The organism is Bradyrhizobium sp. CCBAU 53340 (assembly GCF_015291645.1).
Taxonomy (GTDB): Bacteria; Pseudomonadota; Alphaproteobacteria; order Rhizobiales; family Xanthobacteraceae; genus Bradyrhizobium.
In genome coordinates this window covers 5,487,345-5,510,456 of the sequence record NZ_CP030055.1, presented here as the reverse complement: position 1 = coordinate 5,510,456, position 23,112 = coordinate 5,487,345, and the positions used below count along the sequence as shown (strand labels likewise).

Here is a 23,112-nt window from a genome sequence, read left to right as displayed (position 1 = left end):
GCTCATGCGTTTGAAATCAAACATCTGGGTCTCGGCCTATTTGCGCCGTTGCCAGACCGAAGGCGTGTTCGGCGCCGTGCGCCATCGCGGCGCGGAGGAGGCGGGCGCGGTGTTCGTCAAGGTGTCGCTGCTCGATGGCAATGCGATGCTCTACATGCCTGCGCCGCAGACCTCTTATGACGATGGCCGTCCGGTCGATCGCTTCTTCGTGCCGGCCGCCCCGCAGCCGATGCCGGAGTCTGCGGTGGAAGAGCGCCTGACCAAGGAGCTCCGCTTCGACCCGGATGCCTGGATCGTGGAGACTGAAGACCGCGCCGGACGGCACTTTCTCGAATTGGCGAAGACGTAGCTCCAACCGTCATTGCGACGAAGCAATCCAGACGCCTCCGCGGAGGGACTCTGGATTGCTTCGCTGCGCTCGCAATGACGAGGTGGAGGCATTAGCGCTCCGACGATCCACCTGAGCCCGTGCGCACCGCCGGGCTCGAGCCAGGCTGCACGCTCGGCCGCGACTGGCCGGCCGCGCCGCGGGCGCGCTGCCGCTCGCTGTCATGCAGCGAGGGCTGATATTTGGCGCGCGTGACGGCGAGTGTCGAGCCGCGCCAGGCCGCCAGCATCACCAGCGCGGAGCGGTCGCTGAGGCGGTCATACAGCCGCGACAGCCGGTAGACCTCGTTCACGGAATTGCCGATCGCGGGCTTGAAGAACAGCAGGATGCGCTGGAAGTTCGGGCTCGGCATGTCGAGCGCGCGCGCGGCCACCGCGAGCGCCTCGCCGCCGGCGTCGTCGACGATCTCCGCTGCGACGCGCGAGGGCAGGATCAGGCTGTCGCCGAGTTCGAGGGCGAAGTTCTCGACATCGCCGGCGATCGCTGCCATTTCAAGGATCTGGATCGCGCGCTTGGCGCGCACGGTCGGAATCCGCGGCGCGGCCTTCAGCGGGGTCTGCGCCAGATTGTGCAGGATCAGCGCGCGCTGGTTCGCATCCGCGCTGAAGAACATGTCGTGGATCTCGGCCGCTTCCTTCGGCTGCATCGCCATGCTGGCGGCCATGCGCGCTTCCGCGTCGGTCGGCGTGCGGGCAGGCGAGGGGGCGGACGCGGGATGCTGCGGGATTTCGCGCGCAAGCGGCACCCTGCGGCCTTCCTCGGCCGCGACCAGCCCGAGCTTCTGCAACACCGGGACGGGCGTCTGCGGATAGACCGCAAGCCGCGCCTTGACGGCGGCGCGCGTCGCGTCGTCGACCTGGTCGATCAGCCGCGTCGCGAGCTCGATGAATTGCCGCTGCTCGTCGTCGCTGTGCGTGCTGGCCTGGACATACAGATCGGTCAGCACGCGCAGGAGGGTGGGGCGAACATCGACGCCCTCGCGACGGGAGAGTGTCATCAGCCCGTCGAATCCGGGAAACAGCGACTTGGTCATGGAGGCGTACGCAACTCGGAAGAGACTGTTGCCGGCAGCCTAGCAAGGGTTCCTTTAAAGCCTCGTTAAGGAAAACGAGGTGTGAAGCGAACCCGCTCAATTCAACTGATGTCGTGCCGCTGCGGGACGGGCTGCGCGCGCCCGTGCGGCTACGGTCCGAAGGCCACGTTTACACCCCGTTAACCATAAACTGATCCTAATGACTCCCATGTTGCAGGGGCGCGTTTGGTCGCGCGGCAATTGAGAGAGCTGACATGGGGACCATCATCGAATTTCCGGCCGGTCGCCGGGTGGGCTCGTCGGGGGACGTCACACCGCGCGCGGACATGGGAACGATTCTGATCCTTCCCGTCATCCGCATCGAGCGCGCGGCGGACGAAACCAGCGGCGATCGCGGACCGGAAGCGGGCACAGCGCCGGGGCGCCGTCGTCGTCGCCGTTAAGCGACGGCTTTTGCAATGCCGGAAGTCATCCGCCAGATCAGGCCCCTCCTATCAGCCGTCCTGCTCGCAGCCCTGGGCACCTCGCTCGCCGCCTGCAGCGGCGGTGATTTCGGCCGCACTCGCGCCGACATGCGCAGCGACGACATGCATCGCTGGCTCGGCATCGAGGCCACCGGCAGTCTCGGTTTGAAGCCATCGCAATTCCAGCTGACCGACGAAGAGCGCCAGCTTCGCGATCTCGCCTATCCCATGATCGAGCCGCCGCTGTCGCGCCCGGCCTGGAAGAGCGTGTTCGGCGACTACAAGGCGATCCCTTCGCCCTGGCACCAGAAGATCGTGTTCGACCGCACCATGTACGGACGCACGCTGATCGACGAGCCGCACCGCTCGCATTCATCCCGCTATGCGCAGCTCATCGAGGACGTGCGCAACGACATCACCCGCTTCGAGCCGTTCTTCGCCAGCGCCATCCGCGTCATCGATCTCGACAAGAAGCGCGACGCCAGCATGGCGCGGGTCTCCGCGCTCTCGCCGCAGGAAAGGACCGACGCGGTCGAACGCATGCGGGAGAACGCGCTGATCATCCAGTGGGTGCAGATCTCCCTCGAGCAGCGCGTCTCGTCCTATCGCTGGGCGCTGGAGCGGCTGGTGATCCAGGCGCCCGACGGTATGGCCGCCGATGCCGATCGCCTGATCGGCGAACTCGCGGCCCAGACCGCCAATCCGCCGGTCCAGTCGCAGTCTCCTTACGGCCGCGCGGTCGTCTCGAAGGGGTGAGCGACCGCGGATCGGGCGAGGCTCTGGTCACGCGTCACGGTGTAATCTTCGAGAAGCGGAAGTTGCAGTGGCTGGCGCCTCCCGCCAGCGTCTGCGTCCGTTCCAGACGGATGCCGCGCGTCGCATAGGCGTCGAAATCGAGCCCGCAAATGTTGGGCAGGATCTCCTTGTCGCCGTGGCGGCCCGCGAACTTGCAGAAGCCGCATGCCCGGTAATTGATGCCGAATTCAAAGCTGTCATTCGGTCCGGGCTCGACGAAATCGTAGACGAAGTCCTGCGGATATTCGGCCTGATGGCTTTCCGTCGTGCTTTCCGCCGCCTGCTCGCGCAGGAAGGCCTGGTTTTCCGCCGACATGAATTGATCTCCCGCGGCGAGACGTTCTGCCTCCGGAACGGTGAGCAACTGCGCCTTGTGAGTCTCACGCTCGATGTCGCGGATGTCAGGCAGCGGCACGCCGTGTCGCCGCAGCACGCGGCTGGTGGCCATGAAGCCGGTGAGACGCATGAAGACCTCGCTCATGCGGCTCGCGGCACCGCCGACATAGGGCATCTGGGTGAGCACGATGGCGAGTTCGTCCATCACCTCCCGCTTGATCCCGTCGATATCGGTGAGATGCGTGCGCTCGCGCAACATCGGCTCGGCTAGGTCGAGGCGCTGGCGCATCGCCGCCTCCATGGCATCGCGATACATCTCGTAGAAAGGATGGACACTTTCAGTCATTGGATCCTCGCATCACTGCGTCATGCAAAGTCGTTGAAGCCGGTCTCATTCGGCGGCGATCGCCTCGATCTCGAGCAGCCATTTGCTGTCGACCGTCTCGGCGATCATGACCGTCAGCGCGGGCAGATGGTCGCCGAGCATCCTGCGACGAATGGTGCGGTTCGCCACGACTTGATTGCGGTCGGTCAGGAACGTGGTGACCTTGACCAGGTGTGCGACATCAAGGCGGGCTGCGGCGAGCACTTCCATGACGTTGCGCCAGGCCTGCTCGCATTGCGCCTCAAACCCTTCGGGCACGCTGCCATCTGATCTCTCGGGCACCTGGCCACTGATGAACAGCAGGCGGCGATGTTGCGTCATCTCCAGGCCCAGGCTGTAACCGCCGGCAGGAGGATGGACCGCTACGGGATTGTGGCTGACGATGTGAGCGGCAGGCATGGTTTGTCTCCGGATTGCGGTCCCGACCGTATCCGGCAATATCGCTGCGGCGCAAAGCATCATTCCTGCGGTTCAGCGCAAGAAAATCTATTGCAAGACCGCAGTTCATCGGTGTCAAACTCGCGCCGCGATGACCTACACCCTTCCACCACTCAATGCGCTCCGCGCCTTCGAGGCCGCCGCACGCCATCTCAGCTTCAAGCTGGCCGCGCACGAACTGCACGTGACGCCCGCCGCCGTAGGACAGCAGGTGAAGGCGCTGGAGGCGCGCCTCGGCGTGCAGCTGTTCGAGCGGCTGCACAAGCAGCTCATCCTGACCGCGGCAGGGCAGGCCTATCTGCCCGGGATCTCCGATGGCTTTCGCCGCATCGCGGATGCGACGTCGCAATTGCGGCCGGCAGGTGCGGTCCTGCTGCAATTGGGCGTGCATGGCAGTTTCGATTTGCGCCGCCTCGATCTGGCGGCGTTTCGGAGCGAGCACACCGAGATCGGTTTGCGCGTGCTGCAGCCCGCCGGCCTGCACGAGATGGTCGAAGGCAAGGTCGACGCGCTGATCGCCCGCGGCCTCGGCCATCATCCCGGCTATCGCTGCGACCGGATCGACGAGGGAGCTGGTCTCGGTGATTGGCTGATCGCGCCTGAGGGCACCGCGGATTGTCCCGAGATCGTCAGTTTTCGCGCATGGCTGCGCGCCCGGGCAACCGGGAGCCTGCACGCCAATCGCCGTCCACGGCTGGTCGGCGGCGTCGGAAGTTGATACGGCCGTCTGCCGCCTTGGACTCATGGACATGGGTCGGAGGCCGGCAAGGCCGCCAAGCTGCAAGGACTATCTGTACAGCAACGATCCGAGGCACATGATGAGCATCATTGTGCTCAGTGCGACGGTCACGAGAGCCCGCTCCGTCTTCGTCGACAAGTCGTCCTTAGGCATCATGCGGCCCTTGCTGCGATGGCGAGGGGCCAACTTAACAAACATCAAGTTGTTCCGAGGCAGCCCATCGTTCTTTGCGCAGCTCCGTTCGGGATGAACTCGCCGGGAACGCGGCCGGTCGGACAGCCTGGTGGAACTCTTGGCTCACGTTTGCCCGTTCGTTCCACGCGATCGAGAAAATCTTCGTGACGTCTCTTCGCTGAATTCCCGGATGAATTCTTTGCACCTTTCGGCACGGGCGGGTTGACAGCCCCGCCATCAGGGCCTTTAGTTCCGCTCCGGGGAATTGCGATCTCCCCGTGAGGCGACATGCCCAAGAATCGCGTCCTGATCACCAAGGGCGCAGCGTGTCAGCATCATACACATCAGCCTCCTCCGACAAGTCGTCACTGATCGGCGCGGCCAACGCGCCGGCGCTCGTCGATGCGCGCCTGGACGAGAATTTCTCGGCCGATCCACGACTCATTCCCGGCGCTGTGCAGCGCGCGCGACTTTCAGGAGTGGGGCGGCACTGAACCTGGGGCAGGGACAAGACCAGGAGAACGATCATGCCGAAGCAAATCATCTCGTCGGCGGCCCTGCTGCTGATGATCGCGGCCGGCCTGTCACCCGCGCAGGCCCTGACCAAGGAGGAGCTTGTCGCGCGGATACAGGCAGCCGGCTACGTGCAGGTCAGTGACGTCAAATCGACCGCCGAAGGCATCACCGCGAAGGCCGTCAAGGATGGCAAGCAAGTCCGGCTCGTCGTCGACAGCGCCGGCCAGATCAAGCAGCAGGACTGAAATCGGCCGCTCCAACCCCACAATCCCGAAATCACCAAGGAAGCACCCGATGCGCAAGATGACCGCTGTATTGATCGGCGCAGCCGCCTGCGTCGCCATCCTGAACGCCAATGGCCAAAAGGTCGGCCGGAATGTGCCCGCGCCATTCGTCTCGGCAGCCCAGGCGGCCGAGAGCATCGACTGGCAGAAAGTCGACGAGACGCTCGGCCGCAAGGCGGCCGTCACGGACGATGTCCACCGCTATGGTTTTCCCCGCACGGATCTGTCCGTGACTCTGGACGGGGTGACGATCAAGCCGGCGCTGGCGCTCGGCGGCTGGGTTGCGTTCAAGCCCGCCCATGGCGGCGCCATGGTCATGGGTGACCTTGTGTTGCTGGAAACCGAGATCAACCCGGTGATGGCGAAGATGATCGCGAGCGGCCTCGAGATCACCGCCGTGCACAATCATCTGCTGCGCGCCACCCCGGCGACCTTCTACATGCACGTCGCCGGACACGGAGATCCCGTCAAGCTCGCCTCGGCGATCCACACAGCGCTCGCCGAAAGCAAGACCCCGCTCACCACAGCGGCACCGGCGAGCCCGCCGCCTGCGGTCGATCTCGACACGGCCAAGCTCGACCAGATCATCGGCGTGAAGGGCCAGGCGAATGGCGGCGTGTACCAGTTCAACGTGAAGCGGCGCGACCCGATCACGGAGGAGGGGATGCCGCTCACTCCCGTCGGTGCGATGGGCGTTGCGATCGGTATCAACTTCCAGCCGACCGGAGGAGGCAAGGCCGCCATCACGGGCGACTTCGTGCTGACGGGCGATGAGGTGAACCCGGTGATATCGGCGCTGCGGGCGCACGGCATCGAGGTGACCGCGCTGCACAGCCACATGCTGGACGAGCAGCCGCGGCTGTTCTTCATGCACTTCTGGGCAAACGACGATGCCGTCAAGCTCGCCGAAGGCCTGCGGGCGGCGCTCGACAAGACGGCCAGCACGAAGAGTTGAGGCGAGGGTCGCAAGGACCGACGACAGGCCAGACGACGCACAGGAGCCGAGACAATGTCCTACCAGGTCAAACCGCTGCCGTTCGATCCGAAATCGATCAGCGGTATCTCCGAAAAGGTTCTCGTCAGCCACTACGAGAACAATTACGGCGGCGCGGTGAAGCGGCTCAACGCGATCAGCGCGCAGCTTGCCGAGCTGGACTTCGCCAAGGCGCCGAACTTCGTGATCAACGGGCTGAAGCGCGAGGAGCTGGTCGCGATGAACTCGATGATCCTGCACGAGGTCTATTTCGATGGCCTCGGCGGCGCGAGCCGGCCGGGCGGCGCGCTCGCCGAGGCGATCGTGCGCGACTTTGGCAGCATCGAGCGATGGCGGGCGGAGTTCGCGGCGATGGGCAAGGCCGAGGGCGGCGGATCGGGGTGGGTGATCCTGTCCTATTCCCCTCGCAACGGGCGGCTCGTCAATCAATGGGCCGCCGATCATACGACGACGCTCGCCGGCGGCCGACCGGTGCTGGTGCTCGATATGTATGAGCACGCCTATCACATGGATTTCGGTGCCGCGGCGGCCCGCTATGTCGACATCTACATGGAGGCCATTCGCTGGGACAACGCCTCCACGCTCTACGATCAATATGCCAGGGAAAGCTGAGGGAAGATGAGGTGAGGGGGAAGTGGCAAATGAGAAACCTGGTTGTCGCAATGTCCGTGCTGGCCGGCCTGCTGGGCGGCGAACATGAAGCGCAAGCGCAGACCTGCAAGGTCTGCGCCGAACAGCGCGCTGCCTGCATGAAGAACTACGCCGGTCCGGCCTGCAAGACCGAGTATCAGATGTGCCTGAAGGCCTGCAAGAAGTGAGGATGGGGAGATTGAACGGCCTGCTTGCGAAGAGTCTCGTCGCGGCGCTAGCGACCGGCGTCGGGGGGACGGCGATCCTCGACGCCGGCTCCGTCGCGGCGGCAAATCCGCGCAAGCTCACGGGGGCGGAAATTCGCATCCGATTTGTCGGGAAGCAGCTTACGGACGAGGTTCACTACCGCCTTGTCTACGAGAAGGATGGGACGCTGCAAAGTTTCGCGATGGGCGTGAAGAAGGTTGGCAAATGGGTCGTCGAGAAAGACGAGCTTTGCCTTTATCTCGGAGAGAACGACGACGGCTGTTATCAGGTATCGCTGAACGGCGAGCAGGTCGAGTTGATCCCGATGGGGCTCGGCGGCTCGCTCGATGGCATTTTGCAGCCGGCATATTACGGCAACGGGGGATGATTGATGACGACGACAACGACGACAAGTGAACGTGGCGGAATGGGCGAGCTCGTGCGCTATTTCCTTCGACTGGGGTTTCTCGGCTTCGGCGGGCCGGTGGCGCTGGTCGGCCAGATGGAGCGCGAGCTGGTCGATGGCAAGAAGTGGCTCAGCAAGGAGCAGATGCGTGAGGCCATCGCGATCTGCCAGTCGCTGCCGGGGCCGCTGGCGATCCAGGTCGGCATCTACATTGCCTATCTGCGTTGCGGCTTTTGGGGCGCGTGGGCCGGCGGCTGGGCCTTCATCCTCCCCAACTTCGTGATTGTTGCCGCCCTCGGCGCGCTCTACGTCTATCTCGGCGATCTGCAGCCGGTCACCGGCATCTTCTACGGCGTCAGCCCGGCCGTGATCGCCCTGATCCTGCATTCCTGCTATCGGCTCGCCAAGCTCGGCATGGAAGACTGGCTGCAATGGGTGATCGCGGCGGTGTGTCTGGCCGTGACGATCATCCTGCAAGCCGAGGTCGCCTATCTCTTCATCGGCGCCGGCATCGTCGGCATCATCTATTACGGCAACATCAAACGGCCTCCCGTCGCGCTCCAGCTCGCCGTGATACCGGCGGCTGCGCCCGCGGCCGCGCCGGTCGCGACCGGTTCGACGCTGGGCAAGCTATTGCTGTTCTTCCTCAAGGCGGGATCGCTGACCTTCGGCAGCGGCCTCGTGATCGTTCCCTTCCTCGAGCAGGGGCTGGTGCAGCAATATGGCTGGCTCAACGAGCGCGAATTCCTGGTCGCCGTCGCGATCGGCATGATGAGCCCCGGGCCGGTCGTGATCACCGCGACCTTTGTCGGCTATCTGGTGGCGGGGTTCTGGGGCTCGCTCACCGCCACGATCGGCATCTTCCTTCCGTCATTCCTGTTCATTCTGATCGCTGCGCCCTTGTTGGCGCGGCATCGCAAGAATCCGAACGTGCAGGGTTTCGTGAAGGGCGCCTATGCGGCGGCGATCGGGACCATTCTTGGCGCATGCTTCCTGCTCGGCAAGATCGCGATCGGCGACTGGCTGACCGCGCTTGTCGGACTTGGATCGCTTGCGGTGCTGTTCCGCTGGAAGGTCAGCAATCCCATGCTGATTGCGGTCACGGCCGTGATCGGGCTGATTGCCTATCCGATCCTGCAGCCTGGATGGGTGCTGAGCGGGCTGAAATGAGATGACGAGGCTGCGGACACGGAGATGGCGGACGCGCGCGTGGCTTCACCTCGCGGTCGCCTTCCTCGTGATCCTGATGACCCCGATCCTGCCTGCGCCGGCGGACGAAGCCAGGACGGAGACTAAGACAGAGGCCAAGACGGCAGCCGGGACAATCGTCTTCGTCTGCCTCCACGGTGTGGTGAACAGTCAGATGGCGGCGGCCTATTTCAACAAGGCCTCGCAGGAGCGTGGTTTGCCGTTTCGAGCGGTCTCGCGCGGCATCGACCTTTATCGGACGGTGCCGGTGGCGGTGCAGGACGGTCTTGCGCTCGACGGTCTGGAAGCAGCCAACACGCCCCAACAACTGACCGCGGACGACACGGCCGCGGCGGGCAGGGTGGTGGCGTTCGATCAGATCCCCGCCGAGCAACGCGGGCGGGCCGATGTGACCTACTGGTCAGGCATTCCCTTGGGTATCAATGATTATGAGGCGACCCGCGACCAGATTATCGCGCATATCGACGTGCTGATACCGACGCTGGTGGCGGCGGCCCAACCGGGCGAAGACACCGCGCCACTCCAGCTCGAGGCGAAGATTTTGCTCGGCGATGTGCGTGGCCGCATCGATCACATGGCCGTCGATCTGAAACGGCAGCGATTGTTCGTGGCCGAGCTTGGCAACGACACCGTCGGCGTCGTCGACCTGGCCGCACATACCCTGCTCCGAACGGTGACCGGACTGAACGAGCCCCAGGGCGTCGCCTATGAGCCGTCGACCGACACCCTCTATGTTGCCAATGCCCGCGATGGATCGGCGCAATTGTTCGAAGCCGACACGTACAAGGCGATCGGGCGGATCGAACTCGGCAGCGATGCAGACAACATCCGGATCGACGCGGCGGCCAAGCGCGTGGTTGTGGGCTATGGTGATGGTGGATTGGCCGTGCTTGACCCGTCTGCCCGCGCCAAGGTTCGGAACATCCCGCTGAAGGCGCATCCGGAAAGTTTCCAGATCGAGCCTGACGGCGGGCGCATCTTTGTAAATCTGCCTGACGCGCGCGCGGTTGCGGTGGTGGATGGCGCTTCCGGGAAGCAGCTTGCCAACTGGTCCTTGGACAAGGGTGGCAATTTCGCGATGACGATCGATCGCAGCCGTGGCCGCGTTCTCCTGGCGTACCGCCGCCCCGCCGAGCTTGCCGTCTTCTCGCTGGATGGCAAACCGATTGCGAAGACGGAAACCTGCGGGGACGTCGACGATCTCTTCGTCGATGCCAAGCGCGAGCGGGTTTATGTGAGCTGCGGCGCGGGCTACGTCGATGTCCTCGAGATCGATGGATCTGACTATCGAAGGATAGGACGCTTGCCGACCGCAACGGGCGCGCGAACCTCTCTCTTCGTACCGGAGATCGACCGCCTGCTCGTGGCGGTTCGTGCGGGCCCGGCTGGCCCGGCGGCGATCTGGGTGTTCAAGCCAATGCCCTGACATCGATTTCGGGAGGCGGCGCATGTTTCGACGCAGCCAACGTTGCCGGATATCCGTGAGCGATCCCATGCGCTGCGCCATGGTCGCGTTCGCCCTGTGCGGCTTCGCCACTCCGGCGGCGGCCTATCGCCCCTTCGACGGCACCGATGCTGCCGTCGCCAAGAAAGGGGAAATGGAGATCGAGCTGCAACCGGCGGGGCGTCTGCGTGATGAGAGCGGGACAAGCCTGATCGCGCCGGCCTGGGTCGTCAATTATGGCCTGAGCGAGGGTTGGGAAGCCGTCTTCGAAGGCCAGGGGCAGACGTCCCTTTCTCCGCCCGGACCGACCACCTTGACGGCGGCAGGCGCGTTTCTCAAGCATGTGGTCGTGCCCGGCAGCCTGCAGGACAAGACGGGCCCAAGCGTTGCGACCGAATTTGGCGTGCTGCTGCCGGACAGCACCGGCGCTTCGGGCGTGGGCGCAAGCTTCGCCGCCATTGTCTCGGAGCGCTGGGATTGGGGAACGATCCACCTCAACGCGGAAACCGCGTTGACCCGCGATCATCACGCCGACGTCTTCGTGGGCGCCATTCTCGAGGGGCCGTCGACCTGGACGGTCCGTCCCGTCGCCGAAATCTTCTACGAGAACGACTTCGGCAAGATGGCGACGATATCCGGCCTTGCCGGCTTGATCTACCGGGTGAACGACGATCTCAGCTTCGACATCGGCATTCGTCACGCCTTGACGAACGGCCACCCGGTGAATGAAATCCGTGCCGGTTTGACGTTCGGATTTCCGCTGTCATTGCTCGAGGCGCATGGCTCGCATCGAGAACGATCGTCCGACTTGCCGAGATAGTTCGGCGGTCCTGACCTTGGCCGTAGCGCATTGCGGCACCGGGGATCCGCAACCTTCTCATCAGATGGATATCCATCCAAGTGTTCGCCTGCCTCATTCGAGAGAACAGCTATGGATGTACCTGTCTTGCGCCGATGAAGATCGGTGCCGGCGCAGATGGTCGCCGGCCTGTGGTCTGGTTTCCGGCTGTTCGAAGATTGACGACGAGACCTTCCGCAAGACGGTGCTGGCGCTGTTTGAAGCGTCTATCGCGCTTCGACGACCTCGCCATCCTCTTTCACGAACCGGCCGACGGGGCGATCGAGGAGATCGACGACCGCCTCCGAGGGCCTGCACAATCGCGTGCCATTTGCCGTCACCACGATCGGGCGATTGATCAGAATCGGATGCGCCAGCATCTGGTCGATCAGTTCGTCATCGGACCATCTGGGATCGGCGAGGCCGAGTTCCTTGTACGGCGTTCCCTTCTCGCGCAGCAATCCGCGGACGGATAGTCCCATCGCCGCGATCAGTTGCTTGAGCGTTTCGCGCGATGGTGGCGTCTTGAGGTATTCAATGACGACAGGTTCCTCGCCGCTCTGCCGGATCATTGCCAGCGTGTTGCGCGAGGTGCCGCAGTCGGGATTGTGATAGATCGTGACGCTCATGATCGGGTCTCCGCGACAATAGCATGGCCGCACTCGTCGGCACGGCCGAGCAGGTCATATCAGCAGGGGGGCGGTTTCGTCATCTTCGCCAAAACAAAGGCGTAGCGGTCATGGCGAGATTCAATGTTCCGGCTTCATTGGCCGATCTTCAAGGCCGTCGGAAGCTCCGTCGCGCCACCTTCGTACCAGCCCCGGGTCGCCTTGACGATGCGGACGACCGACAGCATCACCGGGACCTCGACGAGGACACCGACCACAGTCGCCAGCGCGGCGCCGGACTCGAGGCCGAACAGGCTGATCGCGGCGGCGACCGCCAGTTCGAAGAAATTGCTTGCACCGATGAGGGCGGCCGGGGCGGCGACGCACCAGGCCACGCCAAACCGTCGGCTCAGCCAGTACGCCAAGCCCGCATTGAAATAAACCTGGACGAGAATGGGCACGGCGAGGATGGCGATGACGCCGGGTTGCCGGACGATCTGCTCACCCTGGAAGGCGAAGAGCAACACCAAGGTCGCGAGCAGAGCAACAAGCGAAAGAGGTTGCAGCACGCGCATGACGCGGTCGAAGCCGTCCGTGCCGCCTCGCAGAAGCACCTTACGCCACAATTGCGCGACGATGACCGGCACCACGATGTAGAGCAGAACGGAGAGCAGCAACGTGCTCCATGGGACGCTGATCGAGGCAACTCCGAGCAGCAGCCCCACGAGCGGGGCGAACAGGAAAACCATGATCACGTCGTTCAGCGCGACCTGACTCAGGGTATAGTGAGGTTCCCCCTCGCACAGATTAGACCACACGAACACCATCGCGGTGCAGGGCGCGGCCGCCAACAGGATCAAGCCGGCAATGTACGAGGGAATCTGGCCAGCCGGTAACCACGGCGCGAACAGGTGACCGATGAAGAACGAGCCCAGCAGCGCCATCGAGAACGGCTTGACCGCCCAGTTGATGAAAAGAGTGATGCCGACGCCGCGCCAATGCTGCCGCACCTCGCCCAATGAGCCGAAATCGATCTTCAGCAACATCGGCACAATCATGAGCCAGATCAGCATCGCCACCGGCAAGTTGACCTTGGCGATCTCAGCAGCTGCGACCGCGCCGAAAAAGCCGGGCATGACGTGCCCCAGGGCGACGCCGACGATGATGCAAAGCGCAACCCAAAGGGTAAGGTATCGTTCGAAGATGCCCATCCCTATGCCACATCGTTTCTGTTGGACGTTGCCCCGTCGGAGCGGCCGATCTCGCGAAGCCTAGTGCCAAGCGAGAGCTTGTCGATGCTTTTGAGTGGCAGGTTCACGAAGGTGTCGATCCGGTTTTTGAGGTAGCGGAATGCGGTATTGAACGCCGCCTGCTTCTCCAGATCGCTGCCTTCGGCAGAGGCGGGATCCTCGATGCCCCAATGTGCGGTCATCGGTTGTCCCGGCCAGATCGGGCAAGCTTCGCCAGCCGCATTGTCGCAAACGGTGAAGACGAAATCCATCACCGGCGCATCGGACGCGGCGAACTCTAGCCAGCTCTTCGAACGCATCCCGTCGGCGGGATAGTCCATGTTTTCCAGCGTCCGCAGTGCCAGTGGATGCACCGCGTCTTTCGGCGTGCTGCCGGCGGAGAATGACCGGAAGCGGCCGGCGCCATCCTTGCGAAGAATGGACTCGGCGAGGATCGAGCGCGCCGAATTTCCGGTGCACAGGAACAGGACGTTGTACATCTGGTCAGGCACGGACTTTCCCCTTTCGCTTGGGAGAGCAGCAGGCTTGCAGGCTGTCGACGACGGGATCGCAGACCTCAGGCCGTCCGCCGCAGCAATCGCGTAGCAGGAAAACCGCGACATCGCGAAATGCGGCGAGGTTGGCGCGATAGACGATCGAACGACTCTGTCGTTCGGAGGACACGAGGCGCGCACGGCTGAGAATTGAAAGATGCGCCGAGAGCGTGTTCTGGGGCACTTCGAGCAGACGAGCGAGGTCGCCGGCCGCAAGGCCGTCGGGTTCGTGCCTGACCAGCGTCCGGAACGCCTCCAGACGGGTCGATTGCGACAGCGCGGCGAGCGCCAGGACGGCTTCTTCGGTTTCCATATATCCAGACTTATGGAATTATGGGCGCGACGTCAATCGGGAATCCGGCGATCGCGTTTCGCGTCGGAAGGAACCATTCGGCAGGACTGGCTTGAGGACCTCGATCGGTCTGCGCATCGTAAATTACCGCGTCACATGAAGATCATGGCGGGCTGGCGCCAGCGGCGGCCACAGAAGGGCGCGAACGATCAGCGGAATACCAATGGCCAAGGGGATAAGCCAGTACAGGACATGAGGCAGGTCGCGCCAAACCGGAAGCTGCTTTCCGTTGTCGACGTAGAAGGCAACCAGCATCAGGAGGTACGACAGGCCCATCCCCGCGATATGGAGCCTGACCCGGTAACGCCAGTGGCGTCGAAGCGCAGTGCGCCCGATCCATGCGCAAGTGAATGACAAGGCGCCGAGAGCGAACAAATGATAATTTTCGGCCCAGCGCATGAGCGACAGCAATGTCGCGGTTGCGAGGAGCGCCAGCAGGGACCAGAAATAGGTCGTTCCAAGCCTCGAATGGCGCCCGCGGCGCTTCTCGCTCAACATCGCGATTGCGCCGGTCGCAACGCATGCCAGGCCCAGGGGGATATGCACTCCCAGGACCACCGCCAGCAAGAAGGGGTCGGTCGAAGGAATTTCGAGGCCCGCCACGATGGTCGTCTCTGCACCTGTCATGGCATCGCTGTCATCTTGCGATTTGTCTTCGCCTTGGCCGACGAGGATGGCCTCCTGACGGCAAATGCTCCGGCGCCGCATCCGATACAAAGCACCCAGCAACCCGCCAGGACGCGCGCTCGTCGCGACAGCAAACTCCGGACAATTACAACTATCAAACCAGTTCTATCGTTGTTTTGGAGCTTTGTATGCTCTCCTCAATATGACTTTCCGAACTGGCCGCGTTTGCCCCGAACTGTTAGAATGGCCGTGTTTGGTGATCGCGGAAGCCGTCCATGCAGGTGCAGTCCATCATTACCTGTCCAGTCTGCTATCATGCGGCGGTCGAGACGATGCCGACCGACGCCTGCCAGTTCTTCTACGATTGCAAGGGATGTGGGATCCGGCTCAAGCCCAAGAGCGGCGATTGCTGCGTGTACTGCTCTTATGGCTCTATCCCTTGTCCTTCAATCCAGCAAAACGGAAAGTGCTGCCAAGGCTGACTTGAGCCAGCCTAATATTTCGAACATTCTAGAAATATCGTTGACATCCGATCTGGATGGGCGCATCGTACATGCCATGAAGATCGATGATGCAGCAGCGCGGCTGGAAGCCTTGGGTAACCGCACCCGGCTGCAGATTTACCGCGCCCTTGTCCGGGCGGGACATTCCGGCATGCCGGTCGGCCGCTTGCAGGACAAGCTGAAGATCCCGGCATCGACGCTGTCTCATCACATCAAGTCTCTGGTTGCAGTCGGGCTCGTCAGTCAGGTCCGCGAATCCACGACGCTGGTGTGTCACGCCAACTTCGATGCGATGCGGGGGCTGGTAGATTTCCTGGCGGCGGAGTGCTGTGCGGACGAAGTCGGATGCGGGGGCGCTCAGTCCGCGGCCTGATTTTTTTGCCAGATTATTCGATGATTCTAGAAGGATGGGAGCAGTACAATGCGCGACGGAAAGACGGTAGCCATCATCGGGGCAGGGCCTGTTGGTCTTGCCGCGGCCGCACATGTGCTGGAGCGTGGCATGTTGCCCGTCGTTCTGGAGTCCGGGCCGGAGGTGGGACATGCGATCCGCCAGTGGCAGCACGTTCAGCTGTTTTCGCCGTGGGAATACAACGTCGACAAGGCCGCCGCGCGTCTGCTCGCGCCGATGGGGTGGAATTCGCCTGATCCCCAGGCCTATCCGACCGGCGGCGAACTGCTGGAAGGATACCTCGAGCCGCTGGCGACGCGGACGCCGCTACGCGAGGTGATCCGCACCTCCAGCCGCGTCACGGCCATCAGCCGCGCCGGTTTCGACAAGGCGAAGACGAGGGGGCGAGAGAAGGCGCCTTTCGAAATCCGCTACCAGAACGGCAAGGGGCCCGAGGTTCTGCGCGCCGATGCCGTGATCGATACCTCGGGGACATGGTTCTCCCCCAATCCGGCCGGCAGCAACGGCCTGCCGGCGATCGGCGAGGCGGAGCGCGGTGACCGCATCGCCTATGGCATGCCCGATGTGCGGGGCGTGCAGCGTTCCCGATATGGCGGAAAGACGGTTGCGGTGCTCGGCGCCGGCCATTCCGCGGTCGGCACGTTGATCGATCTCGCGCGGCTCGCCGACGAGGTAGCAGGGACGCAAGTCCTCTGGCTGCTGCGCGGCGCCGATCCGGCCAAGGCTTTCGGCGGCGGCAGCAACGACAAGCTTGCGGCCCGCGGCGAGCTCGGCAGTGCCTTTGCTGCGCTCGTCGCGTCCGGAAAAATCAGGGTCGAGGCCGAGTTCGGCGTCACGCATCTGTCGGATTCCGAAGGCCGCCTCAAGATATCGGCCGGCGCCTGCTGCGGTGCGCGCAGCGTGGTCGTGGACGAGCTGATCGTGTCGACGGGCTTCCGTCCCGACTTTTCGTTTCTGTCCGAGCTGCGCCTGCGGCTCGATCCGGCCATCGAGGCGCCGGTCGCACTGGCGCCGCTGATCGATCCCAACGAACACAGCTGCGGCACCGTGCGTCCGCACGGCGCACGCGAGCTGTCCCATGACGAGCCCGGTTTCTACATCGCCGGCATGAAGTCGTACGGCCGCGCGCCGACCTTCCTGATGATGACCGGCTATGAGCAGGTCCGATCGATCGCCGCCGATATCGCCGGCGACAAGGCGGCCGCGGCGCGGGTCGAGCTGGTGCTGCCGGAAACCGGCGTCTGCACGCGCGGCGGCGTCGAGACATCAGGCGCCGCAGGTTGTTGCGGCGGCCCGGCGAAGCAAGATGCCTCGGCCTGCTGTGCCGCCGACGAAACGGCCAGGAAGGCCGGCGCTTCAGGGTGTGGCTGTTCGTAAGGCCAAACCTTTCGCAGAACGTGTGCCCGGTATGATGCCAGCGACGGCGTTGTCTTCTTCGCTATGCAGCTCTGGCGTGTCGCGCGGTTCAGGCTTGAGTCCCGATTAGCAATGTGAAAGGCGAGCGGGTGGCCACGGCTTGCTCCAGGCGCAGGCCTGAAGCGGCAAACAACGCTTCAAATTCACGTTGTGTGCGCTCGCGACCGCCGGTCATCACCATCATGGTCATGTCGCTATAATTGACCTCCGGCTGGTTTGGCGGCGTGAGGAGGTGCTCAATTACAATGATCCGCGCTGAGGGTGTCATAACGGAGCGACAGCGACGAAGAATTGAAACAACGCTGTCGTCGCTCTCATCCATCAAGACGGATTTGATGACATAGGCATCGCCGCCTCCGGGGACGCTCTTGAACACGTCCCCGCCAACGATCTCGCAGCGGTCGTCAACCTTTGCCGCTGCCAGCAGATCTTGTGCTTTGGCGATGACATGCGGCAGGTCAAAGAGGATACCGCGAGTATCTCGATGGTGCGAGAGAATGGCGGCGAGTAACGCTCCCTGTCCGCCACCGATATCGACGATCACCTTGTAGGCCGAGAAGTCGTGAGCGGACGCAATTGCAGCGCCTCCCGAGCGAGACAACTCGCTCATTGCGGCGTCGAAGATCGCGGTTTCCTCGGGCCTTTCTCCGCGCCACGTCCACAAATTTGCCTGGTGCAAGAGTTCGAACGCGCTCTTTCCGCTCCTCACGCAATCGGCGAGGTTTCCCCATGATTGCCGAACGTAAGGGCGGCCAACATACCGCGCCCACGCCGACCGTGAGTCCGGGAAGTCCGATCTCAGACACTCTCCGACCGGCGTTAGGCGGAAGCGCTGGTCTGCCTGTTCTTCCAACAGACCGGCTGACGCCAGCGCATGCAGCAAGCGGTACAGAGATGGCGGATCACATTTGACCGCTCGGGCGATATCATTGCTCGCCAGGACATCACCCTTCAGCACGTCGGCGATGCCGAGCTCCGCCATCGCCGATATGGCTTGAGAGACTTGAAAGCCGCCGATCAGTTTCATGAGTTCGACGGCGGGACTTTGCGCTGGCATGGTCGCTCCCTTGCAGAAAGAACCGCCGAACACTAGCCTTTCGTGAAGCGCCTTGTCATCTATCCAAGCCCGCTCTGGGGCATCAGCGGCGATTCAGCCTCATACGAGCCAGGTCGGGACTGCCCCTCACACCCGACCTCATGACGAGTGCCGGGACAGGCCAAAAAGGGCCACAAGCCCACACGCACATTTCAAGGAACTATTTGACTTCATCCGGAGTATTTTGACCTTCATCCCAGCGCCGTCTCTGGTCATCGAGATTTAGCAATACGAGCCGATTTCTGCTTGGCGGGCGGAGCAAGGAGCTTCAGCAGTGCGTCGGCAACGCGGCTGCGATGACGTTGGCTATGCTGAATGACGTAAAACTCTCGCTGCGGCAGCCTGAAAGTGACAGGGTATAATAGGCCGCTTTCAATGCTTGAGGCCACTACAGAGGCGGAAAGTGCCGTAGCTCCAAGTCCAGCTTCAACGGCGGCTCTTACTGCCTCATTGGAGGGTAGCTCCATGGCAATGCGCAATCGATCCGGCGAGGTTCCGAGGCGTGCCAAGGCTTGCTCGAACACCGACCTTGTGCCCGATCCGGGTTCGCGCAGTACCCAATCGCTTTCAAGAAGGTCGGCCACGCTTGGCGATTTGCCCGTTGCCCAGCGATGTTCGTGGCCGACAACGAGGACCATCTGATCTAGGGCGACGCGAGTGCTTAACAGCTTCTTGCTTTCGATCACTCCCTCGACGAAGCCCAGTTCGATAGCTCCACCCTCAACTGCTTCGGCAACTTGGGCGGTATTGCCAACTGTCAATCTGACGTCCAGGCGCGGATGTGCACGACGAAACGCGACCAAGTGCCGCGGCAGCCAGTAACTTGCGATGGTTTGACTGGCCTGAACCGCAAGCGTGCCTCGATCGAGATTGCCAAACTCGCTCAAAGTCAGCTCTGCCCTCTCGACCTGTGCCAGGATTGATCTTGCTTCGGCAAGAAAAATCCTTCCAGCTCCCGTGAGTTCAATGCGACGCCCGACCCGGTCGAAGAGCTTCGTATTGTGACGCGCCTCAAGGGCAGCGATGGCATGGCTCGCCGCGGACTGGGCAAGATTGAGCGCTTGTGCTGCCTGGGTGACGTGCTGTCGCTCGGCGACCGCCACGAAGATTCGAAGTTGTTCGAGCGTCATGATCCTGACTCTCCAATCAATCTAAAAACAAGATTGATTATAGAAATAACATCTATTGGTATGATGATTCAAGGCGCCGTACGTTTCTGACGAGCTTCAAATCAGGAACGAAAGGCGGTCGCAATGACCATCGCTCGACGTCAAGCCGATCTCGATCTTGATGTAGCCATCCCTGTAGGTGGGTTGGCAGTTTTCAAGATCGCCGACAAGCAGATCGGGTGCCGATCGGCCTCGGGCCAGCCTTCACAATCATCGCATTGATCGCTGTTGCGGTTCGCTGGGCCGCGAAGAGACCGTACCCAAATCAGAGAGGGTATCCATGACATACGTTGACAGAGAATTTGCGCCGACAAGGGTGGATAACACAAAACCTTTCGTCGAGATCGTGCGAAACTTTACGCCGAACTGGTTCGCGGCAACTATGGGAACGGGAGCGCTCGCGCTGGTTCTCAATCAGTTTCCCTTGCCGCTCGCCGGTTTGCACGGTGCGGCGGTTGGACTCTGGCTGTTCAATATTGCGCTCTTCACGCTATTCAGCCTGCTGTACACTGCGCGCTGGATATTCTTTTTCGACGAAGCGAAACGCATCTTCGATCATCCCGTGATGTCGATGTTCTTCGGCACCATTCCGATGGGATTGGCGACGATAGTGAACGGCTTTATCGTGTTCGGGCCGGCGTTAATTGGTGGCCAGGCGATAGTGGTTGCTCACGCGTTGTGGTGGCTCGACGCAGCAATGTCTGTCGTCTGTGGGGTCGCGATCCCGTACTTCATGTTCACGCGTCAGGAACACAGCGTCGAGAAACTGACGGCAGTGTGGTTGCTGCCCATCGTGGCTTGCGAAGTCGCGGCCGCCAGTGCGGGCTTGCTTGCGCCGTATCTTGTTATGCCTGAAGCGCTGCTCATTCTTGTACTGGGTTATGTGCTTTGGGCCTGCTCAGTCCCGCTGGCGATGAGCATTCTTGTGCTGCTGGTCCTTCGGTTGGCACTGCACAAGCTGCCGAAGCGCGATATGGGTGCCTCCGCATGGCTTGCCCTCGGGCCGATAGGAACGGGTGCGCTGGGTTTGCTGCTCCTGGGTGCGGACGCACCGGTGATCTTTGCGGCGAGCGGCCATGCGAATATCGGCGACACGGCTTTTGGTCTCGGTGTCATCGGTGGCATCGTCCTCTGGGGTTATGGAGCATGGTGGCTCGCTCTCGCGGCGCTGAAGACCCTGCGTTATCTCCGCGAGGGGCTGCCATTCAATCTGGGTTGGTGGGGCTTCACCTTCCCTCTTGCCGTCTACACTCTCGCGACTTTCGCGCTGTATCGGGTCACAGGGCTTACACTCTTCTCTGTCGGTGCCGGCATCATGACGATCTGCCTGACCGTGTTCTGGATCATTGTGGCAGCGCGAACTCTCAATGGTGCAGCCACGACGGCGCTGTTCAACGCCCCGTGCCTGAGCCGCCCGCACTGGACGACGAAGTTCGAAGCCGACGTCGTCTGAGGCAAGCGATTGCAGAATTGAGCGGCGGGCCTCTGCATCCAAAGTTCGATCATCGCGATCGACGCAGGAGCCTTGGTAACGCTGTAACAACGGCATCTCGTGAAATAAAGACACAAGCATTCGAAAAGGAGAATCCGGTGCTTAGCTCCAAGACGAAAGCAGTTTTGGCTTTGGCGTTGCCTTTCATTCTGGCGACGCCAGTCACAGCCCACGAGGTTCCCGACCCGACGATCGTCCATAACGCGCGTGACGGCGTCGTCAGACTCTACGGAGCTGGCGGGCCGGACACAGCCTTTAAGAGGGTCGCTGAAGTGTTCACCAAGGAAACCGGAGTGAAGGTCGAGGTCGTTGGCGGCCCCGAGCCGACTTGGTCGCAAAGAGCTCAGGCGGATGCCGACATCCTGTGGGGGACTGCCGAGGAAGACATCGCCGCGTTACTGGAGACCTACAAGGATTTCGCTTGGGCTGACGTCACGCCAATTTATCTCCGCCCGTCGATTATCGCGGTTAAGAAGGGCAATCCGAAGCACATCCGTGGCTTCGAGGACTTGTTGAAGGACGGTATGAAAATAGTCGTCACCGAAGGGGCTGGTGTTGCTAATACCTCGGGTACGGGGACCTGGGAGGACGTTGCCGGTCGCGAAGGTCACCTCGCGGATATCGCGCGCTTTCGCAATAACATCGTAGGTTTCGGTAAAGGGAGCGGACCAAGCTACAAGATGTTCGTGGAGAAGGGCGCCGATGCATGGGTCACTTGGCCGGATTGGCCGATCACCCACGCGGACGTTGCAGAAATCGTGAAGTTGGCCAGCAACCGCACGATCTGGCGTGACGTCAACGTGGTGCTGGCGCGCGACGCTGATCCGCAAGCCAAGCAATTCCTGGATTTCCTCACCAGCTCTCGTGGTGCCGAAATTATGAAAACCGAGGGCTGGGTGCGGTAGCAACCGCACCAAGTGGGAAGGCGGGTGCCCATTCCGAGGTACCCGCCTTTATGCAAATACTCTCCGTACTGAGATCGCAGACATTCGGTCAAGTTGAGCGAGGCAGCACGAAGGCATGACGCTTGGAGTCACCGTCGCACCGGTCTTGCTTCCCTTCGCTTGGGCAGGTTCTGGCACAAAGCGGCCATCCGGCCTGAAACGAGAGTCGGAGAAGGGAAGAAGAAAGGGCCAAGAAGAGATGTGCGATCTAACCGCTCGTTGCAGCGCGATAGAAGGCTTCTACCTTCCCCAGGTCTTTCGAGTGAGTACCCTCCTGATCGGTTCTTGTTTTCGAATCGACACCGGCAGGTCGCACCGAGCGAATAGCTTCTTTGACATTGTCTGGTCCGAGGCCGCCAGCAAGTATCACTGGAGTACGAATACTCTCCACTATCTGTCGACTGATGCTCCAGTCATGCGTCACGCCCTGCGCGCCAATTTGCGCGTCACCTGTGCGATGACTATCAAGCAGGATCCAGTCGACAACTCCATCATATGCTTGCGCCACACCTACCGCATCAGGTCCCGTGACAGGTATGCTGCGCATGAATTTCCTCTTTGGTAGAGACTTTCGCAGCGCCACGACACGATCAGGGGTAAGCAATTCGCTCGATGCGCCAAGATGGACGATGGGCGGATCAAGCTCCCCCGCCATTCGCTCGATAAGGGCGACGTCCGCCGAGAGAAACAGCGCGGAAAGTACGGACGGCGCCCGCACCATCTTCATAACGGCCCGCGCCTTCTGAACCGGAAGCTCCCGAGGGAAGGCGCCATCGCCAACGAGTACGCCGACATGGTCCACGCCGATTGCCGATATCGCCTCAGCTTCCGCTGGGGTCGCAACTTCGTAAATTTGCGTCAGCATCGTCTTACACCCGCTGCCAGCAACTCAGGTGAATAGACAGGATGGCCTGGTCTTGGGTCAATGGCCGTTTTGGGGGATAGCAGCTTTTCGTCCATGAGGCGACATGGCAGCTCCGGCCGATGGGCGCCAACTGACGGCCTTCAACGGTGCGGCGAAGGCACAAGCATAAAAATCTGAACGGCGAATGCGAGGATCACCAGAACGGTGAAAATGACGCGTCCGACTGTCTCCATCCAGCGTGGGTACATGTTGGGATCACGGTCGTCATCGTCCATGCGTCGATCACCTAAGGCCGGCTCGCTAAAGTGCCGCATTCTACTCGTTCGTTCCGGCTAACGCACCAGAAGAGGCGGTAGCCTCCTGACTTCTACAGATCACCAGCGGCAGGAACAATTGCGGATGTCTGCCAGAGGTTCAAAAGCTGGCATCGCACACCATGTTGCGATGGTCAGCCAAGGGTCACATCCGGACATCCGGCAAACAGACGGCGTATAGCCGAGGCTGTGTCTTGACGATGGACAGGCCAAGAGGTCAGAAACGGACGTTACGGACCGTGGTTACGCCG

30 protein-coding genes are annotated in these 23,112 nt (G+C 62.1%); 18 read left to right on the top strand and 12 right to left on the bottom strand.

Going from position 1 to position 23,112, the window contains the following annotated elements; translation table 11 throughout:
- Positions 1–4 precede the first annotated feature (4 nt).
- Positions 5–349, top strand: coding sequence for a DUF1491 family protein (locus tag XH89_RS26100; RefSeq protein ID WP_194463238.1), 345 nt, complete (start codon positions 5–7; stop codon positions 347–349).
- A 91-nt stretch (positions 350–440) separates the two neighbouring features.
- Here XH89_RS26100 and XH89_RS26095 read toward each other — a convergent pair whose 3' ends face one another.
- On the bottom strand, positions 441–1,421 hold the full coding sequence (locus XH89_RS26095; RefSeq protein WP_194463237.1) for a DUF2336 domain-containing protein: 981 nt from the start codon (positions 1,419–1,421) through the stop codon (positions 441–443).
- 254 nt (positions 1,422–1,675) lie between these two features.
- Here XH89_RS26095 and XH89_RS26090 point away from each other — a divergent pair, with 254 nt between their 5' ends.
- A complete protein-coding gene (locus tag XH89_RS26090; protein ID WP_194463236.1) occupies positions 1,676–1,864 on the top strand; it encodes a hypothetical protein in 189 nt (62 codons plus the stop codon).
- A gap of 15 nt (positions 1,865–1,879) precedes the next feature.
- Entirely contained in the window at positions 1,880–2,641 is a 762-nt protein-coding gene (locus tag XH89_RS26085) for a hypothetical protein (RefSeq protein ID WP_194463235.1), read from the top strand.
- Positions 2,642–2,675: 34 nt separating this feature from the next.
- Here XH89_RS26085 and XH89_RS26080 read toward each other — a convergent pair whose 3' ends face one another.
- Entirely contained in the window at positions 2,676–3,362 is a 687-nt protein-coding gene (locus XH89_RS26080) for an L-2-amino-thiazoline-4-carboxylic acid hydrolase (RefSeq protein ID WP_194463234.1), read from the bottom strand.
- Between the two features lie 45 nt (positions 3,363–3,407).
- On the bottom strand, positions 3,408–3,800 hold the full coding sequence (locus XH89_RS26075) for a RidA family protein (RefSeq protein ID WP_194463233.1): 393 nt from the start codon (positions 3,798–3,800) through the stop codon (positions 3,408–3,410).
- Positions 3,801–3,930: 130 nt separating this feature from the next.
- Here XH89_RS26075 and XH89_RS26070 point away from each other — a divergent pair, with 130 nt between their 5' ends.
- The 10 genes from XH89_RS26070 (at position 3,931) to XH89_RS26025 (ending at position 11,262) form a co-directional block, all read left to right on the top strand.
- Positions 3,931–4,557, top strand: coding sequence for a LysR family transcriptional regulator (locus tag XH89_RS26070; RefSeq protein ID WP_194463232.1), 627 nt, complete (start codon positions 3,931–3,933; stop codon positions 4,555–4,557).
- Between the two features lie 521 nt (positions 4,558–5,078).
- Positions 5,079–5,246, top strand: a complete 168-nt coding sequence (locus tag XH89_RS26065; protein ID WP_194463231.1) for a hypothetical protein — start codon at positions 5,079–5,081, stop codon at positions 5,244–5,246.
- Positions 5,247–5,279: 33 nt separating this feature from the next.
- On the top strand, positions 5,280–5,513 hold the full coding sequence (locus tag XH89_RS26060) for a PepSY domain-containing protein (protein ID WP_194463230.1): 234 nt from the start codon (positions 5,280–5,282) through the stop codon (positions 5,511–5,513).
- 49 nt (positions 5,514–5,562) lie between these two features.
- Positions 5,563–6,507: a DUF1259 domain-containing protein gene (locus tag XH89_RS26055; protein ID WP_194463229.1), complete on the top strand. Its 945-nt coding sequence runs from the start codon at positions 5,563–5,565 to the stop codon at positions 6,505–6,507.
- A 54-nt stretch (positions 6,508–6,561) separates the two neighbouring features.
- Positions 6,562–7,158 (top strand): superoxide dismutase, encoded by a 597-nt coding sequence (locus tag XH89_RS26050; protein WP_194463228.1) that lies wholly within the window; start codon positions 6,562–6,564, stop codon positions 7,156–7,158.
- 29 nt (positions 7,159–7,187) lie between these two features.
- Complete coding sequence (locus XH89_RS26045; RefSeq protein ID WP_194463227.1) at positions 7,188–7,364, top strand: hypothetical protein; 177 nt, start codon at positions 7,188–7,190, stop codon at positions 7,362–7,364.
- Positions 7,340–7,771 (top strand): hypothetical protein, encoded by a 432-nt coding sequence (locus XH89_RS26040; RefSeq protein WP_194463226.1) that lies wholly within the window; start codon positions 7,340–7,342, stop codon positions 7,769–7,771. The genes XH89_RS26045 and XH89_RS26040 overlap by 25 nt, the downstream gene beginning before the upstream one ends.
- Positions 7,772–7,774: 3 nt before the next feature.
- Positions 7,775–8,959 carry a chromate efflux transporter gene (chrA, locus tag XH89_RS26035; RefSeq protein ID WP_194463225.1) on the top strand — a complete coding sequence of 395 codons (1,185 nt, stop codon included), beginning with the start codon at positions 7,775–7,777 and terminating at the stop codon, positions 8,957–8,959.
- Positions 8,960–9,035: 76 nt separating this feature from the next.
- A complete protein-coding gene (locus XH89_RS41400) occupies positions 9,036–10,424 on the top strand; it encodes a hypothetical protein (protein ID WP_246767627.1) in 1,389 nt (462 codons plus the stop codon).
- Positions 10,372–11,262, top strand: coding sequence for a hypothetical protein (locus tag XH89_RS26025; RefSeq protein WP_246767626.1), 891 nt, complete (start codon positions 10,372–10,374; stop codon positions 11,260–11,262). The genes XH89_RS41400 and XH89_RS26025 overlap by 53 nt, the downstream gene beginning before the upstream one ends.
- A 245-nt stretch (positions 11,263–11,507) precedes the next feature.
- Here the strand turns inward: XH89_RS26025 and arsC are convergent, their stop codons facing one another.
- The 5 genes from arsC to XH89_RS26000 all read right to left on the bottom strand — a co-directional run bounded on the left by arsC (position 11,508) and on the right by XH89_RS26000 (position 14,752).
- Positions 11,508–11,909 carry an arsenate reductase (glutaredoxin) gene (gene arsC / locus XH89_RS26020; protein WP_194463224.1) on the bottom strand — a complete coding sequence of 134 codons (402 nt, stop codon included), beginning with the start codon at positions 11,907–11,909 and terminating at the stop codon, positions 11,508–11,510.
- Between the two features lie 134 nt (positions 11,910–12,043).
- Positions 12,044–13,099 (bottom strand): ACR3 family arsenite efflux transporter, encoded by a 1,056-nt coding sequence (gene arsB / locus XH89_RS26015; protein ID WP_194463223.1) that lies wholly within the window; start codon positions 13,097–13,099, stop codon positions 12,044–12,046.
- A gap of 2 nt (positions 13,100–13,101) precedes the next feature.
- Positions 13,102–13,629: an arsenate reductase ArsC gene (locus XH89_RS26010; RefSeq protein ID WP_194463222.1), complete on the bottom strand. Its 528-nt coding sequence runs from the start codon at positions 13,627–13,629 to the stop codon at positions 13,102–13,104.
- Positions 13,622–13,984 (bottom strand): helix-turn-helix transcriptional regulator, encoded by a 363-nt coding sequence (locus XH89_RS26005; RefSeq protein ID WP_194463221.1) that lies wholly within the window; start codon positions 13,982–13,984, stop codon positions 13,622–13,624. The genes XH89_RS26010 and XH89_RS26005 overlap by 8 nt, the downstream gene beginning before the upstream one ends.
- A gap of 123 nt (positions 13,985–14,107) precedes the next feature.
- Entirely contained in the window at positions 14,108–14,752 is a 645-nt protein-coding gene (locus XH89_RS26000) for a hypothetical protein (RefSeq protein WP_194463220.1), read from the bottom strand.
- A 173-nt stretch (positions 14,753–14,925) separates the two neighbouring features.
- Between XH89_RS26000 and XH89_RS41395 the strand changes: the two genes are divergently transcribed.
- The 3 genes from XH89_RS41395 (at position 14,926) to XH89_RS25990 (ending at position 16,942) form a co-directional block, all read left to right on the top strand.
- Positions 14,926–15,132 (top strand): GDCCVxC domain-containing (seleno)protein, encoded by a 207-nt coding sequence (locus tag XH89_RS41395; RefSeq protein ID WP_246767625.1) that lies wholly within the window; start codon positions 14,926–14,928, stop codon positions 15,130–15,132.
- A gap of 76 nt (positions 15,133–15,208) precedes the next feature.
- The gene (locus XH89_RS25995; protein ID WP_128954971.1) at positions 15,209–15,526 is read left to right on the top strand and encodes a helix-turn-helix transcriptional regulator; all 318 of its coding nucleotides are present in this window, start codon (positions 15,209–15,211) and stop codon (positions 15,524–15,526) included.
- 48 nt (positions 15,527–15,574) lie between these two features.
- Positions 15,575–16,942, top strand: coding sequence for an NAD(P)-binding domain-containing protein (locus XH89_RS25990; protein WP_194463219.1), 1,368 nt, complete (start codon positions 15,575–15,577; stop codon positions 16,940–16,942).
- 88 nt (positions 16,943–17,030) lie between these two features.
- Here XH89_RS25990 and XH89_RS25985 read toward each other — a convergent pair whose 3' ends face one another.
- Together XH89_RS25985 and XH89_RS25980 are read right to left on the bottom strand one after the other, a co-directional pair.
- Positions 17,031–18,038 (bottom strand): methyltransferase, encoded by a 1,008-nt coding sequence (locus XH89_RS25985; RefSeq protein ID WP_194463218.1) that lies wholly within the window; start codon positions 18,036–18,038, stop codon positions 17,031–17,033.
- A 251-nt stretch (positions 18,039–18,289) separates the two neighbouring features.
- Entirely contained in the window at positions 18,290–19,207 is a 918-nt protein-coding gene (locus XH89_RS25980; RefSeq protein WP_194463217.1) for a LysR family transcriptional regulator, read from the bottom strand.
- Between the two features lie 319 nt (positions 19,208–19,526).
- On the opposite strand from XH89_RS25980, the gene XH89_RS25975 reads away from it, so the two are divergent.
- Both XH89_RS25975 and XH89_RS25970 read left to right on the top strand, forming a co-directional pair.
- Positions 19,527–20,699 carry a TDT family transporter gene (locus XH89_RS25975; RefSeq protein WP_194463216.1) on the top strand — a complete coding sequence of 391 codons (1,173 nt, stop codon included), beginning with the start codon at positions 19,527–19,529 and terminating at the stop codon, positions 20,697–20,699.
- 137 nt (positions 20,700–20,836) lie between these two features.
- On the top strand, positions 20,837–21,643 hold the full coding sequence (locus tag XH89_RS25970) for an extracellular solute-binding protein (RefSeq protein WP_246767624.1): 807 nt from the start codon (positions 20,837–20,839) through the stop codon (positions 21,641–21,643).
- Between the two features lie 247 nt (positions 21,644–21,890).
- Here the strand turns inward: XH89_RS25970 and XH89_RS25965 are convergent, their stop codons facing one another.
- Positions 21,891–22,547 (bottom strand): phosphoribosylanthranilate isomerase, encoded by a 657-nt coding sequence (locus tag XH89_RS25965; RefSeq protein WP_194463215.1) that lies wholly within the window; start codon positions 22,545–22,547, stop codon positions 21,891–21,893.
- 140 nt (positions 22,548–22,687) lie between these two features.
- Complete coding sequence (locus XH89_RS41915) at positions 22,688–22,822, bottom strand: hypothetical protein (RefSeq protein WP_256439997.1); 135 nt, start codon at positions 22,820–22,822, stop codon at positions 22,688–22,690.
- Positions 22,823–23,112 lie beyond the last annotated feature (290 nt).